Annotated in this window: 15 protein-coding genes; 9 read left to right on the top strand and 6 right to left on the bottom strand. The window is 50.2% G+C overall.

All coding sequences use genetic code 11. The features are described 5' to 3' along the window. Positions 1-32 precede the first annotated feature (32 nt). From deoC to AC2YIT_RS22020, 3 genes are all read left to right on the top strand, one after another. Positions 33-692 (top strand): deoxyribose-phosphate aldolase, encoded by a 660-nt coding sequence (gene deoC / locus AC2YIT_RS22030; protein ID WP_487280725.1) that lies wholly within the window; start codon positions 33-35, stop codon positions 690-692. Further along, positions 689-1,801, top strand: coding sequence for a glycosyltransferase (locus tag AC2YIT_RS22025; protein WP_487280618.1), 1,113 nt, complete (start codon positions 689-691; stop codon positions 1,799-1,801). Before deoC ends, AC2YIT_RS22025 begins: the two co-directional genes overlap by 4 nt. A 141-nt stretch (positions 1,802-1,942) precedes the next feature. Beyond that, positions 1,943-2,887: a 3-oxoacyl-ACP synthase III family protein gene (locus AC2YIT_RS22020; RefSeq protein WP_487280617.1), complete on the top strand. Its 945-nt coding sequence runs from the start codon at positions 1,943-1,945 to the stop codon at positions 2,885-2,887. 72 nt (positions 2,888-2,959) lie between these two features. Here AC2YIT_RS22020 and AC2YIT_RS22015 read toward each other — a convergent pair whose 3' ends face one another. After that, positions 2,960-4,960 carry a M1 family metallopeptidase gene (locus AC2YIT_RS22015; RefSeq protein WP_487280616.1) on the bottom strand — a complete coding sequence of 667 codons (2,001 nt, stop codon included), beginning with the start codon at positions 4,958-4,960 and terminating at the stop codon, positions 2,960-2,962. Between the two features lie 132 nt (positions 4,961-5,092). Between AC2YIT_RS22015 and meaB the strand changes: the two genes are divergently transcribed. Continuing rightward, positions 5,093-6,109 carry a methylmalonyl Co-A mutase-associated GTPase MeaB gene (meaB, locus tag AC2YIT_RS22010; RefSeq protein WP_487280615.1) on the top strand — a complete coding sequence of 339 codons (1,017 nt, stop codon included), beginning with the start codon at positions 5,093-5,095 and terminating at the stop codon, positions 6,107-6,109. A gap of 91 nt (positions 6,110-6,200) precedes the next feature. Further along, on the top strand, positions 6,201-6,674 hold the full coding sequence (locus AC2YIT_RS22005; protein ID WP_487280614.1) for a lipocalin-like domain-containing protein: 474 nt from the start codon (positions 6,201-6,203) through the stop codon (positions 6,672-6,674). 53 nt (positions 6,675-6,727) lie between these two features. Here AC2YIT_RS22005 and AC2YIT_RS22000 read toward each other — a convergent pair whose 3' ends face one another. Continuing rightward, a complete protein-coding gene (locus AC2YIT_RS22000; RefSeq protein WP_487280613.1) occupies positions 6,728-7,162 on the bottom strand; it encodes a YybH family protein in 435 nt (144 codons plus the stop codon). 224 nt (positions 7,163-7,386) lie between these two features. Here AC2YIT_RS22000 and AC2YIT_RS21995 point away from each other — a divergent pair, with 224 nt between their 5' ends. Further along, positions 7,387-8,262 (top strand): diacylglycerol/lipid kinase family protein, encoded by an 876-nt coding sequence (locus tag AC2YIT_RS21995; RefSeq protein ID WP_487280612.1) that lies wholly within the window; start codon positions 7,387-7,389, stop codon positions 8,260-8,262. Between the two features lie 22 nt (positions 8,263-8,284). Further along, positions 8,285-8,617: a translation initiation factor gene (locus AC2YIT_RS21990; RefSeq protein WP_487280611.1), complete on the top strand. Its 333-nt coding sequence runs from the start codon at positions 8,285-8,287 to the stop codon at positions 8,615-8,617. 12 nt (positions 8,618-8,629) lie between these two features. Here AC2YIT_RS21990 and AC2YIT_RS21985 read toward each other — a convergent pair whose 3' ends face one another. Both AC2YIT_RS21985 and AC2YIT_RS21980 read right to left on the bottom strand, forming a co-directional pair. Beyond that, entirely contained in the window at positions 8,630-9,070 is a 441-nt protein-coding gene (locus AC2YIT_RS21985) for a hypothetical protein (protein WP_430850811.1), read from the bottom strand. 65 nt (positions 9,071-9,135) lie between these two features. Further along, complete coding sequence (locus tag AC2YIT_RS21980; protein ID WP_430850809.1) at positions 9,136-10,380, bottom strand: ABC transporter permease; 1,245 nt, start codon at positions 10,378-10,380, stop codon at positions 9,136-9,138. Between the two features lie 124 nt (positions 10,381-10,504). Between AC2YIT_RS21980 and ggt the strand changes: the two genes are divergently transcribed. After that, positions 10,505-12,271: a gamma-glutamyltransferase gene (gene ggt, locus AC2YIT_RS21975; RefSeq protein ID WP_487280610.1), complete on the top strand. Its 1,767-nt coding sequence runs from the start codon at positions 10,505-10,507 to the stop codon at positions 12,269-12,271. 18 nt (positions 12,272-12,289) lie between these two features. On the opposite strand, the gene AC2YIT_RS21970 is transcribed toward ggt, so the two are convergent. Beyond that, positions 12,290-12,796, bottom strand: coding sequence for a cupin domain-containing protein (locus AC2YIT_RS21970; protein WP_487280609.1), 507 nt, complete (start codon positions 12,794-12,796; stop codon positions 12,290-12,292). Between the two features lie 134 nt (positions 12,797-12,930). On the opposite strand from AC2YIT_RS21970, the gene nudK reads away from it, so the two are divergent. Further along, positions 12,931-13,518 (top strand): GDP-mannose pyrophosphatase NudK, encoded by a 588-nt coding sequence (nudK, locus tag AC2YIT_RS21965; protein WP_487280608.1) that lies wholly within the window; start codon positions 12,931-12,933, stop codon positions 13,516-13,518. Between the two features lie 51 nt (positions 13,519-13,569). On the opposite strand, the gene AC2YIT_RS21960 is transcribed toward nudK, so the two are convergent. Beyond that, a complete protein-coding gene (locus tag AC2YIT_RS21960) occupies positions 13,570-13,899 on the bottom strand; it encodes a YtxH domain-containing protein (protein ID WP_487280607.1) in 330 nt (109 codons plus the stop codon). Positions 13,900-14,036: the final 137 nt, after the last annotated feature.

Genomic DNA, 14,036 nt, shown 5'->3' with positions numbered 1-14,036 from the left:
ACCCTGCCTTTCCGGTGGGGTTTTTCCTTTTTATGGATAATCTCTCTTCCTATATCGATCACACGCTGCTCTCGGCCACGGCCAGCGAAACTAATATCCGCAAGCTTTGTGAAGAAGCCTGGATACACCAGTTCAAAGCGGTATGTGTGGCGCCTGTTTACGTGCCATATGTCGTCGAAATGCTGGAATTTTGTCCTGTAAAAATTGAAATTGCGACGGTAGTGGGCTTTCCGATGGGTTATTCTACCACTGCGACCAAGATTGCCGAGGCTAGTGAAGCATTGCAAAACGGGGTTACGGAACTGGATGTGGTGATAAATTTGTCGCAATTCAAATCGATGGCTTATCTGAGCATTCGTGAGGAATTGAAGCAACTCGCCGACTTGGCGCATGCGCAGAATGCATTGCTGAAAGTAATTATCGAAACCGCCGCCCTCGATTCATTCGACCTGTATACGGCTTGCGAAATCTGCGCGGAGGCAAATGCCGATTTTGTCAAAACATCGACAGGCTTTGGTCCCGGTGGTGCGGATGTAGAAACGGTCCGTAAAATGCGGTCGATTTTACCTGCTGAGGTGAAGATCAAGGCTTCAGGGGGTATCAAGACTTATGAACAAGCCATTGCCATGATCGAAGCCGGTGCCGAACGGATCGGAACCTCGTCAGGCGTTGCAATCGTAACCCGCGCATGAAACGCGTGCTGCTTCTCAGTACAGTTCACCCGTCGACAGACTCGCGCATTATGTACAAGATCGCGCCCTCGCTCCAAGGTTATTACGAGGTATTTTGTGCGCTACCTGATCTTCGAAACGGCTTGAGAGATAAGCAGCATTTGATCGAACTGCCGAAATTCAGATGGTTGTTGCCGAGAATCCTGTTTGCACACCCTGTTGCGTTGTTCAAATGCTTACGGCTAAGGCCGGATATCGTCCACATTTTTGTGCCGGAGCTGATTCCCATAGCATTGCTTTTTCAATGGGCAGGAGCCAAAGTGGTGTATGAGGTACAGGAAAACCTGTTCAAGAAGTTTGCGATCAAACGGTACAACAACAGTCCGGTTTTCAAAAGGCTGTTCCGTTTTTTCGACAAACTGGCTCGCCAGAACTTCCATTGCGTCTTTACGGACGATGCCTATCTGGAAGAATACCGCAACCTGGCAAAGCCATTCGCTGTGATCCATAATTATGTATCGCTGCCTGTAATGGACTCGCACGCGCACAAAGGGGCGCCTGCGCATGGGCCCGAGATTTTTTACCTGGGCGTTGTGTCCATGGAGCGCTGCCTCGATACGATGGTCCATGCCTTGGCGCTCTTGAAAAGCAGTCATCCTGACTGCCATTTACACCTTTTCGGCCCCGTGCGGGTGGACAAAGCGGAGCTCGAAGCGATAGCCGGCTACCCCGAGGTAAGGAACAATATCACCTTCCATGGTTATACCGATCAGAAAGTGGCGCTACGGTATGCGCGGCGATCGGCAGCCGGCATTGCACTGCTGAAACCCGTGGCCGATTACCCGGAGTCGTTCCCGACAAAACTGTTTGAATACATGGCATTGCAATTGCCAGTTATTACGTCCGATTTCCTGGCTTACCGGCAGATCGTGGAAGGTTCAAAATGCGGATTCTGTATTTCCCCTTACAATGCCCAAATGCTGCGCCAAGCATTGGAATGCTGCATTATCGACAGTCCCCTCAGGCAACAAATGGGCAGGAACGGCAGAAAAGCTGCGGAGGCACATTACAACTGGGCCTCGGAAGAAGCCAAACTTTTGTCATTTTATAACGACATTTTTAGCTCCTAACTATCTAATTCACAAATGCAGGCATTATAATTTTATAAATTTATTATTGAATTGTTCAAATATGGAGTGCTACGATTTCTACGAAATATTTAACTTTCGGAATCGAAAAGAATTGTAGCTTGCGAAGTCAACTTCTCAATCATGTATATTAATACGGTTAGTCATTATTTGCCAAGCGAAGTTATTGGTAATGAATATTTTACAAATCTCAACAACCTATCTAACGAGTGGATAACGGAAAGAACGGGAATCTCAGAAAGACGTAAAGCATCAGCAGACGAAAACACATCGACCATGGCCATGAAGGCGGTCGAAACATTGCTCGAAAATATCCCATACAGTAAAAACGAGATAGATCTGATCGTAGGAGCGACTTATACGCCTTACGACACGATCGTCACATTGGCTCACGCGGTACAGCACCAGCTTCAAATCCCCGACATTCCGGTCGTAAGTATTTCATCCGCCTGCTCGTCGTTGCTCAACGCCATCGAGATCGTCGAAGGGTACTTTGCCATGGGTAAGGCTTCGAAGGCATTGGTGGTCGTTTCCGACCATAACACAGCCTATTACAATGAAATGGACACCGTTTCCGGGCATTTGTGGGGCGATGGTGCTTCTGCATTGCTGATTTCCAAAGAGCGGCAGACGGAAGGCGATATGCAGATCAAAAAGCTCATCACCGGCGGTGCGGCCACCAGCGGAAAAGCCATCGAGGCGGTAGTACTCCGGCCCAACGACCGGGGTGTGGTGATGCCTTTCGGGCGCGATGTGTTCCAGAATGCCTGCGTATACATGCCCAAAGTGAGCCAGCAGGTGTTGCAGGAATGCGGCCTGACGATCAACGATCTCGACTACCTGATTCCCCACCAGGCCAACCACCGCATTAGCCTTAACGTGATCAATACGCTGGGCATCCCCGCCGAAAAACTGATTTCGAACATTCAGTACCTCGGCAACACAGGTTGCGCCGGTTGCGCGATCGCGCTTTCCGAGAACAAGAATAAATTTAAAAAAGGTGAAAATATCGTGATTACGGTATTTGGCGGCGGCTATTCGTACGGCGCCATGCTGCTGACCGTGTAGTACTCCCTGCTTGAAACATAAAAAGCCTTCCAATCGCTATGATTGGAAGGCTTTTTCTATATCCGGGAATGCTTAGTTCACATCCGGTTCGGCATTGTAGGAAGCCGGTTTCCAGACATTATTTTCAGGATTGATATCTGGAAGGTTATGATCAGGATCGATCGTTACCGAACGGATCGGCCCTTGCGTAGCCGCTTTGAACGTCCAGGCACCGCCACGCTGCCAGATTTCAACAGGCAATTCAACGCGAGTTTTTTTGCCGCTTACTTCTTCGATATCCACTTTCACCGGCATTGCCAGCTGATCGAGGTTTTCGATCGTGATGTAAGAGCCTTTCTGCGGGTTTTGCTCCACATAAGCTACTTCCCTCACCGATTGGTCGAGTTTATAGTTCTCGAAGAACCAGCCCTTCCAGAACCAGCCCAGGTCTTCCCCTGCCGCGTCTTCGATAGTACGGAAGAAATCGTAAGGTGTGGGATGCTTGAATGCCCAGCGCTGTACGTAAATCTTGAATGCATAGTCGAAGCGCTCCTTGCCGAGGATCTGCTCACGAAGCATTTTCAGGCCTAATGCCGGTTTGTAATACGCTTCCCAACCCAGATTCACAGCTTGAACTACATCCGGAATGGTCATGATCGGATCCGCTTTCGGGCGGAAGATCATCGGCGCCAGGCGGTGCATATCGTTCATCTGGTTTGTTTTGTACTCGCCATTGTTGAAGTTATCGCCTGACAGGAAGTTGATAAATGTGTTGAACCCTTCGTCCATCCACGCATATTTGCGCTCGTTATTACCCACGATCATCGGGAACCAGTTGTGGCCGAACTCGTGGTCGGTTACGCCCCAAAGGTCCTCTTTGCGGCTTTTGCTGCTGCAAAACACAATTCCCGGATATTCCATACCGCCCACGATACCGGCCACGTTGGTCGCAACCGGGTAGGTATATTCATGCACATAATTGGAATAGAATTCGATACAGCCCTTCACGTACTCGGTCGAACGGCCCCAGCCATCCAGTCCGCCGTCCTCAGCCGGGTATACCGACTGCGCCAAAGCCGTTTTGCCTTTCGGCAGGTTCATACGCGCTGCATCCCACACAAATGCCTTGGAAGTAGCCCACGCAATGTCGCGCGCCTGCACGCAACGGAAGCGCCAGGTCAGGGTACCCGACTGTTTGGGTCTTGTGTTCGGGTTGGTAACTTCTTCTGCGCTGCGGATTACAACGGTCTGGTCGCTTTTGGCGGCGTCAGCGAGTCTTTTACGCTGCTCGGCCGTCAGTACTTCGTTCGGGTTGAGCAATTCTCCCGATCCTACTACGATGTGGTCCCAGGGAACAGTCACGTTATATTCAAAGTCACCATATTCGAGGTAAAACTCTCCGGCGCCCAGGTAAGGCAACAGGTTCCAGCCTTCGATATCGTCAAAAACCGCGACCCGTGGGTACCATTGCGCCATTTCGTACACGATACCATTCTTCGTTTCCAGCGTTCCCATGCGGTCGGAGCCATACTCAGGGATTTTAAATGAATAGGCGAGCTTGATCCTGATCACGTCGCCATTTCCTTTCACCGGCGTTTTGAGGCGGATTTGCATGCGGGTGTCGGTAATTTTGTACTCGGCATCCACAAATGCGCCCTTGCCTTGCTGTATTGTTACGGATTTAATGGAATCACCGCCATCAAATCCCATATTGCCGAAACGGCCGCCGCTAACCGGCGTCGTTTGTGCACCTCTCGAATGGCTGCCAAATGCATTCTGATCGAGTTGCAGCCAGAGGAATTCCAGATTTTCAGGACTGTTATTTTTATAGGTAAGCTCCACTTCCCCGCTCACGGTACCTTTCTCCTCTTCAAGCGCCACGTTGATTTTGTAATCGGCGCGGTTCTGCCAGTATTTGGGGCCGGGGGCGCCGCTTCCCGTCCGGTATTCATTGCCCGGCTGGAAGTTGAAAAGCGGGTGAAAAAGGACATGAGCATCATATTTCACCTTCTCCGCCTCCTGTGCGATAGTGTTGTTGAAGAAGCCCAGACTGCTCATCGCAATGACGCCCAGACGAAATATTGAAATTTTCATTATAATGGTTAAAAATTAGAAATATTGGGTTGTAAACGAGCAATATACACCTTTTCACCTGTTTTAAGTGAAAAAGTTTCATTTTAGCGACGGACAACGCCGTTTGTCTGCCGACGTCAAATTTTCATTCCAATGCGCCAGCGACTGTCAGTTGAAACATATACCAAAGGCATCTTCTCGGGCGACCGCACCACGCTCAGCCGCTCGATCACGATCATCGAAAGCAGCCTGCCCGAAGACCGTTTATTAGCCTCTCAAATCCTCCAAAATGTCCTGCCGCATACTGGGAAATCCATCCGCATTGGTATTACCGGGGTACCCGGCGTAGGGAAAAGCACATTCATCGAGGCATTTGGCAGCTACCTTACTTCGCTGGGCAAACGGGTGGCCGTGCTGGCAGTCGACCCGAGCAGCAAGCAGTCGGGCGGGAGCATATTGGGGGATAAAACTCGGATGGAAAAACTCGCGCGTGACCCACACGCGTACATTCGCCCCACGCCTGCGAACGCGACGCTCGGAGGCGTCGCGCGGCATACGCGTGAAGCGATCCTGCTCTGTGAGGCGGCGGGCTACGATATTATCTTGGTCGAAACCGTAGGTGTTGGCCAGTCGGAAACCCTGGTGAAAGGTGTGACCGACTTCTTCCTGCTGCTCGTGCTCGCAGGCGCGGGCGACGAGTTGCAGGGCATTAAAAAAGGCATTATGGAGATGGTGGACGCCGTAGCCGTCAACAAGGCCGATCATGGTAACGAGCAGGCTGTTGCGAAAGCCGTTACGGAATACCGGCAGGCATTACACCTCTTTCCAGAAACCGCTTCCAAAGTGCCCGTTCAGATAGTGGCGTGTTCGGCATTGGAAGGAACCGGTATGGAAATCATTTGGAAACTGATTTCAGATTACCATACACAAACTTCTGAAAGCGGCTTTTTTGAGCATAACAGGCAGTTTCAGCGCGTGGACTGGCTCCGCGAGCAAATCCGGCAGTCGTTGGAAGACCGGTTTTATGAAAATGAATTGGTAAAAAAACACATTACCTCGGCGGACCAGGCAGTGCGAAGCGGAGAAAAGTTACCCGATGAAGCGGCCGCAGACCTGATCAATCTGTTTCTTTCTTCCGAACAACCCCCAAAATTTTCCGCTAAGTCATAAAACTTCCCGGCAAAAGGCATTTTTCACTAAGTTTGAGCGTTAAAACTAACGCGAATCAACTCTATTGATTTTAACTTTTAAGTTCTCAACTATGAAAAAAACCTACGCCCTCAGCAAAGCCTCCTTGCTAGCCATGTTCATGATCCTTTCGGTCGTTTTTGCTTGTAAAGATGATGACGATGAACCGACACCACCCGCAAACAACGATCCGATTGTAGCGACGTGGCAACTTACTGCCGTTGCGCCAGCTACTGGTTCTACGTTGCCTATTGACCCTGCGGTGCTTATCAAGTGTATTTACAGCTTAAAATTGACTTTCAAGGCAGACTATACCTTGGCTACCGCTGACTGCGAGGATGCTGTAACTTTTATCAATGCTTATGTTCCTATTTCTGGATCAACATGGGAAGTAAAAGATGGGAACCTTACTTTGAAAGATAAAAACAATGGATCCAAAACCTTTAAATATACTATTAGTGGATCCGATATGCAGATTTTCGTCGACGACATAACACTGCCCGGATCACCAGCCGTTGACGTGACCTTGAAACTTAAAAAAGTGTAGTATATCAAAACACCTCAAACAAAAGAGCCGGGCTTCTCAGTCCGGCTCTTTTGCTACCCGCTTGTGTGATCGCAAACGATCAGCCATTTCCCTTTGATTTTCTTGAACAAAAGCGTGTAATGGCCTTCCAGGTCGCCTTTTTCAGGCCGCGTTAAATGAAATTTCCCCACTACAAAAGCCACATCGCGGCCGGGGAATGAAAAGTTGAGGAAGGTAAATTTCAATGTACCCATCGTCGCGCGGTCGGGGTAGCGCTTGAGATAACCTTCATAAGTGGGCTTGTAGCCGTAGGTAATACCCGCCTTTCCGACGAACATCAGCGAATCGGATTCCCAGTAGCCGTTCATGAACGATTGAATATCTCCCTTGTTCCAATCCGCCTCCTGCCGTTTCAGAATGCCGAGGATCTCATCTTTGTCGCGCGGCGACTGTGCCTCTGCCGTCAACGCAACGCCGATCAGAATGAGGGTAAAAAGCCAGTTTCTCATATTTTTTATGGATTTTTGTAATGCAATTGACGATTCTAAATATAACGGAAAGATCGGCGCCCGGGGAGGTACATGGCCGAAATATCATTGATCCAGCAGGTATGAGCAAGTTCGACAGCATTTTCAAAAAAATCGACCGCCAGAAATACCCTTTCGTGGATGGTCTTTACTACCTGTTCATCATTGTTTTTATCCTTATTCTGTTCCTATTTTTTGCCTGACCAGTGACCCATCCCTATTTATTTATACTGAATCCCAACTCGGGCACGTCCATCGGCAAGAACAGCGCGGCTGTGCGGGAGCGAATCCACTCCGTCGCGAAAAAGAATGCAGGTTCTGCCCAAATCCTGTTCACGGAGGAGCCTGCACACGCGACCGAGCTCGTACGCGAGCATATGCACGCTGAAAAATGGAAGGCCATTGTGGCGGTCGGTGGTGACGGTACGGTGAACGAGATCGCGAAGCCATTGGTGGACACCAACATCCCGATAGGTATCCTGCCGCTCGGCTCGGGAAATGGCCTCGCAAGGCACCTGGGACTTCCGCTAACGCTGGACGCGGCCCTGAAACGACTCTTCGAGGGTAACCCCTCTACGATCGACAGCGCCGAATTGAATGGTATACCCTTCTTCTGTACCGCAGGAATGGGTTTCGACGCCTACGTGGGGCATTTGTTCAGCCAGCAAAAAGCACGCGGTCTGATGACCTATGTGAATGTTTCTTTCAAAGCCTACTGGTCCTATAAACCGCAATCGTTCCGGCTCGACGGCGTGGAAAAGCAGGCATTTTCGCTTTCATTTGCCAATGCGGGCCAATTTGGGAATAATGCCTGGGTAGCACCGCAGGCCAGCTTGCAGGACGGCCTGCTCGATGTATGTACGATCAGCCCGTTCCCGCAATGGTACGGCACGGCGCTCGCTTACGGATTGTTTACCAAGCAGTTGAAACAATCGACCTACATCGACTACCGGCGTGCCACACAGGCCGTTGTTGAAACCGATGTGCCTCCAATGATCCATTACGATGGAGAGCCATTGCAGCTGGATACTACACGAATAGAGGTTAAAATAAAGCCGGGAAGCCTGAATGTGATCTTCTGACTTCCCCCAAAACGCTGAAAATATGTCAAAGAAAAACCGCTCCGGCATTGTGTACTCTACCAACCCGGAGTTTGAATACAACGATCAGGAAGACGAGCCCGAAACGCTGGCCCCGCAGCAGCAGGATCTCCGCATCTGGCTCGATCGCAAAGGCGGCGGCAAGGTGATTACCGTCGTGAAAGGATTTGTCGGGACAAATACCGACCTGGAAGCGCTCGGCAAGCAACTGAAAGGCCTCTGTGGCAGCGGCGGTACCGTAAAAGATGGCGAAGTGCAAATCCAGGGCGACCACCGCGACAAAGTCATTGCGTGGCTCACAAGCAAAAACTATAAAGCCAAAAAAGCCGGAGGGTAGCTCCGGCTTGAATTATAATGTCTTAGTGGTATCGATTTCCGTCGGTGCGGGCACTGACGATGCCGGGGGTGTTGCTGATTTCGTCGGCCCGAGCACTTCCACGTCGGTGACGAAGAACTTCGTATCGCCGTTCCAGGGGAGTTTGAAAAACTTCTCTTCGTAGGTTAATGAAACCCTATGGCCGTTTTTGATCGCCTCTTCGAGCTTTCCAATAGCGTCCTTGTTCTTGCCGCTTACCGAGAACACCCACTGCGAGGAATTCATGGTACCGTCGCCTTCGAACAGGCCACCCATTCTCAGCTCACCTTCGTAGGTTTTGAATAAATAGCCCCGGTTGCTGAGCCTCGTCACATATCCTCCCCGTTTTCCTTCACTGTAATATCCAAAAGTGATATAATATAGAATCCCGAATACGATAGCCAGAAATACGGCGAATATGACCCATTTACGCATAACAGTCGATCAGTGTGATGGTGATAGAAGCGAACTTCGCAAAACAGTTTGATTTTTCCTAGTTATTATTTAGCCCGGATCGCGATCACCGGATCCATACGCGCTGCGAGCATGGCGGGTACGATGCCCGAAAGCACGCCGATAATGCTCGACACGCCTAGTCCCAAAAGCACATTGCGCGGCAAAAGCAGTATTTCCAGCGAACCCAGTTTCAGGAATGATAGCAGGTATACCAGGAATATTCCTACCAGCCCCCCGACCAGGCTCAGCATCACCGCCTCGAACAGGAATTGAAACAATATGGAATAATTTTTGGCCCCCAGCGATTTCTGGATCCCGATCAGATTGGTCCTTTCTTTGACAGACACGAACATGATATTGGCAATCCCGAAACCACCCACCAGAATCGAAAAGCTGCCGATTACCCAACCCGCCACCGTGAGTACCGCGAACAGACCGGAAATCGCAACGGCTGCCGCTTCGGGCCGGTTTAATGAGAAGTTGTTGCCATCGCGCGGCTTGATTCCCCGTTTGGTACGCATCAGGCCCACAATCTCGGCTTCCACTTCTTTCATGCCCACATCTTCGGGGAAGCCCTTCACCACAATATCGGCACTTCGCCTGCCCGATTGGAATAGTTTGGAGAAGGAGGAAAACGGAATCAGGCAAATCTTATCGGGGCTACCACCAAAATCGACCAGGCTCTCTCCCTCTTTCTTCCGCACGCCGATAATCGTAAACTTATGCCCCGCCAGTTTGAATGGTTTCCCGACGGGATCCTGGCCCGGAAAGAGCGATTCCGCAATGTCCGCACCAACAATGGCAACATTTCGGGCATTATTGGTTTCGAGCGGAATGAAGTAGCGGCCGTTCTGGACTGGAATGTCAGATATAAGATTGTACTCGAAAGACACGCCCTGAATTATTGCATTAATGCTGTTCGAACCATTTTTTAGCACGGTATTACCCCTGAAATCCATTATTGCCACGGCACTGGCACTTTCCAGGTTATCGTACAGGTATTTATATTCGGAATAATTCGGCTCGGGCCATTGGAAGTACTTCCACCATTGGTATTCACCGCCGAAGCCCCAGGGCCATTTTTGTACATAAATCACTTTGTCGCCGATGAAGCTCAGGCTATCGCGGATACTCTTTTCAAGCGAATCCACGATTGTAAAAACGGCGACGATCGCGAATATGCCGACCGTTACGCCAAGAAGCGAAAGAATAGTGCGGGTAACATTGGTTTTAAGCGCTCCCCATGCAAACCGGAAACTCTCCCAGACCTGTCGTAAAAACTTCATCATGACGTTACGGACAATTTGAATTCAAAAGTTAGCGCATCGCCCCAATGCATCGAAATAAATTGGTATAAAAGGTAAGAAAAAGGGTTCGATTTAATAAATTACAACATTAACCTGACACTCCTATATGAAATTACGCTACTCGCTAATCCTGCTCGCCGGCTCACTATCCGGCATTTCTTACGCCCAAAAACCTGTACAGGAATCTACCGGCTTCTACCAGTTTCTCTCCGACGATCCTAATCAAAAGCCATTTTTCAGCGATCGCAAAGGCGTCTTCGCGCGAAATGGGATGGTCGCATCGGCACATCCGGTGGCGTCTCAGGTAGGTGTGGATATTTTGAAATCCGGAGGCAACGCGGTAGATGCCGCGGTGGCCGTGCAGTTTGCGCTGGCGGTCGTACATCCCTCGGCGGGTAATATCGGCGGCGGCGGATTTCTGGTTTTGCGGGATAAGGAAGGCAAAAGTTACAGCATCGATTTCCGCGAAAAAGCGCCCGGCAAAGGGCACGCGGACATGTACCTTGACAAGGACGGCAATATCATTCCCAAATCCAGCACGCTGGGCCGCCTGGCTTCCGGCGTGCCGGGATCTGTGGATGGCATGGTACAAGCTCACGCGAAATATGGCAAACTAAGCTGGAAACAGGTATTACAGCCCGCCATTGATATTGCCCGAAACGGTGTGGTGCTAACCGAACGCGAAGCTCGCAGCCTCAATTCGATCAAAAGTGACCTGTTAGCCGTAAATCCGGGTTCGTCCTATTTCTTGAATCCGAACGGGAAAGATTGGGCGGCCGGCGACCTGCTCGTGCAGAAAGATCTTTCGAAAGTATTAAAGCGAATTCAGAAAAAAGGCCGCGAAGGCTTTTATGCCGGAAAAGTGGCCAAACAGCTCGTAAAAGATATTAATAAGAATGGCGAAGGCATTATCAGCAAGCAAGACCTCGCCGATTACCGTGCACAATGGCGGGAGACCATTACCGAAGGCTACAAAAGCTACAAGGTGATTACCATGGCCCCGCCGTCCAGCGGCGGCGTGGCATTACTGCAACTCATGCGCCTCACCGAGCAGCACCCGTTACGCAAATGGGGCTGGCACAGCGATTCCACCATTCAGGTGATGATCGAAGCCGAACGCCGGGTGTACGCCGACCGCGCCAAGTTCCTCGGCGACCCCGATTTCGTGAAAGTGCCGGTGAACGATCTGATCAGTAAAGAATACCTGCAAAAACGTTGGAGCGATTTCTCCTGGGACAAAGCTACCGACAGCAAAAATATCCATGGCGGAGTACTCCCGGGCTATGAAAGCCTCGAAACGACACACTTTTCGGTGGTAGACAAGGAAGGTAATGCAGTGTCCGTCACCACTACCCTGAACGGCGGATACGGCAGTCGCGTAGTGGTGAAAGGCGGCGGCTTTTTCATGAATAATGAAATGGATGATTTCAGCATTAAAGCCGGCGCTCCAAACATGTACGGCCTGATCGGTAACAAAGCCAATGCGATCGCTCCGGGTAAGCGAATGCTTTCTTCCATGACGCCGACGATCATCGAAAAAGATGGGAAACTACTGATGGTCGTAGGAACGCCCGGCGGCTCTACCATTATCACGTCCGTCTACCAAACGATCCTGAATGTACTGGAACACGGTATGACCATGCAGCAGGCCGTAAATGCTTTGAAATTTCACCATCAATGGCTGCCCGACAAAACCACTTTCGAGGCCAATGCATTCTCCGCCGAAACCATTAAAAAGTTGCAGGACAAAGGCTACATCCTCGAACAGCAACGTAATTCCATCGGGCGGATGGATTGTATTCTCGTACTTCCCGACGGCTCCCTCGAAGGCGGCTCTGATCCGCGCGGGGACGATACGAGCGTAGGCTATTAAGCGAAGACGCCGGGTTGGTCAGCACCAGGTGAGCTCTGCAATCAACCCGGCGTGCTGCGGATAAAGCTGCGATAATGCGTTCCGCTCAGCCATTTCAAAATCGGCAAAATCGAAGCCTGGCGCTACCGTGCAGCCCACGAGCGCGTATGTGCTCCCGCTCGCAGGGCGCGAAGCAAACCATGCCCCGGCCGGTACCACGGCCTGGAATGTCTCGCCATTATCCGGATTATTACCCAGCCTGATAATACTCAACTCTCCCGTTTTCTCATCAATCACAAACACTTCTAATGCTTCACCGGCATAGAAGTGCCACATTTCATCGGCCTGAATACGGTGAAATGCAGAAAAATTGTGCGATTCGAGCAGGAAATAAATACCTGTGGAAAATGCCCTGTCGCCTCCGAACCGTGCGGGTAATGCATGATGCGCGATGGTTTCCGACGCGCGATATGTTTCGGCAAAATGGCCGCCTTCCGGGTGGGGCATCAGATTATACTTTTCTATCCAGTAGGATGCTGGTTTCATGGAACGTCGGTTGAGATACAACCGCAAAGTAATCCGCATCGCTAAATATTCACCACTGGCTCATTCTTTTTTGCCAACAGAAAAGTTTTGACTAGTTTTGATCATTATTAATCATAAATAATCATTTCTGATCAATGACTAACCCACGTGTCAACATTGCTTCCGAAGAAGTGCTTTCGAATAACTGGTACACCCTTCGCAAATATATATTCGATTATCAGCATGCCGACGGCTCCTGGGAGCGCCAGACGCGCGAGGCGTACGATCGCGGGAATGGAGCCGTTATTTTACTTTATAATAAGGAGAAGCAAACCGTAGTGCTCACAAGGCAATTCCGCCTGCCTACCTATACCAATGGCAACGAAAGCGGCATGATGATCGAAGCTTGCGCAGGCCTGCTGGATAAAGACAATCCGGAAGAATGTATCAAGCGGGAAACCGAAGAGGAAACCGGCTACAAAGTGAGCTCGGTAAAGAAGATATTCCAGGCCTACATGTCGCCCGGCTCCGTTACCGAAATCCTCTATTTCTTCGTAGCCGAATATTCCGACGATATGAAGGTAAGCGACGGCGGAGGCTGCGCGACCGAACAGGAAAATATCGAAGTGATGGAAATTCCTTTCAGAGAAGCCGTTCAAATGGTCGCCAGCGGGGCGATTAACGATGCCAAAACCATCATGCTCATCCAGTATGCACAGATTAACGGATTGGTAGGGCAATAAAAAAGCCGGAGAAAGTGCAGAACGTTCTCCGGCATCGGTTGTTTGTTGTTATCAGGAAATAGGATCCGGCGTCGGAGTGACGTCCGTTTCAGTGGAAGCCGGGCCTTTGGTACCCTTGAACTTTTCGAACAAATCCTTGAAAAATGCCTCCGCGTCAGGGAAATTACCTTTCAGTGTCTCGGCGCCCTTCGATTTAAGTTCCTCGAAATACTCAGGAGCTTTATCGATGGCCCCTTCCGCCTCGGCTTTCAGGTTGTTCGCCTTTGTTTTGAGGTCTTCCAGAAGCTTCTCCCCCTCCTCGGTCTGAAGGTATTTGTGTGCAGCCACCCCCGCAGCGGCGCCCAAAATGAATGTGGCCAGGTGTTTCGCGTTAATGCTCATGATTTCCAGTTACTTAGTTTGAGATTGGACATTCAATTTAAAGAAAGTAATATTCCCAACAAAAGAACGGACTGACAAATCCGGATTCATCGCACAGAAAAAATTGTGCCCGGTAAATCGTTCACCGGGCACCTGAC

It is taken from the genome of Dyadobacter sp. SRI_021 (genome assembly GCF_057586235.1).
The sequence above is the reverse complement of the archived record's forward strand: the minus strand, read 5'-3'. Positions and strand labels throughout refer to the sequence as shown.

Bases quoted from the DNA above. Each gene is read 5' to 3' on its own strand.
- AC2YIT_RS22000 (WP_487280613.1), bottom strand. From the start codon at position 7,162: ATGAGAAACTGGCTTTTTACCCTCATTCTGATCGGCGTTGCGTTGACG.
- AC2YIT_RS21970 (WP_487280609.1), bottom strand. From the start codon at position 12,796: ATGAAACCAGCATCCTACTGGATAGAAAAGTATAATCTGATGCCCCAC.
- AC2YIT_RS21985 (WP_430850811.1), bottom strand. From the start codon at position 9,070: ATGCGTAAATGGGTCATATTCGCCGTATTTCTGGCTATCGTATTCGGG.
- AC2YIT_RS21980 (WP_430850809.1), bottom strand. From the start codon at position 10,380: ATGATGAAGTTTTTACGACAGGTCTGGGAGAGTTTCCGGTTTGCATGG.
- ggt (WP_487280610.1), top strand. From the start codon at position 10,505: ATGAAATTACGCTACTCGCTAATCCTGCTCGCCGGCTCACTATCCGGC.
- AC2YIT_RS21960 (WP_487280607.1), bottom strand. From the start codon at position 13,899: ATGAGCATTAACGCGAAACACCTGGCCACATTCATTTTGGGCGCCGCT.
- AC2YIT_RS22025 (WP_487280618.1), top strand. From the start codon at position 689: ATGAAACGCGTGCTGCTTCTCAGTACAGTTCACCCGTCGACAGACTCG.
- AC2YIT_RS22005 (WP_487280614.1), top strand. From the start codon at position 6,201: ATGAAAAAAACCTACGCCCTCAGCAAAGCCTCCTTGCTAGCCATGTTC.
- nudK (WP_487280608.1), top strand. From the start codon at position 12,931: ATGACTAACCCACGTGTCAACATTGCTTCCGAAGAAGTGCTTTCGAAT.
- AC2YIT_RS22020 (WP_487280617.1), top strand. From the start codon at position 1,943: ATGTATATTAATACGGTTAGTCATTATTTGCCAAGCGAAGTTATTGGT.
- AC2YIT_RS22015 (WP_487280616.1), bottom strand. From the start codon at position 4,960: ATGAAAATTTCAATATTTCGTCTGGGCGTCATTGCGATGAGCAGTCTG.
- meaB (WP_487280615.1), top strand. From the start codon at position 5,093: ATGCGCCAGCGACTGTCAGTTGAAACATATACCAAAGGCATCTTCTCG.
- deoC (WP_487280725.1), top strand. From the start codon at position 33: ATGGATAATCTCTCTTCCTATATCGATCACACGCTGCTCTCGGCCACG.
- AC2YIT_RS21990 (WP_487280611.1), top strand. From the start codon at position 8,285: ATGTCAAAGAAAAACCGCTCCGGCATTGTGTACTCTACCAACCCGGAG.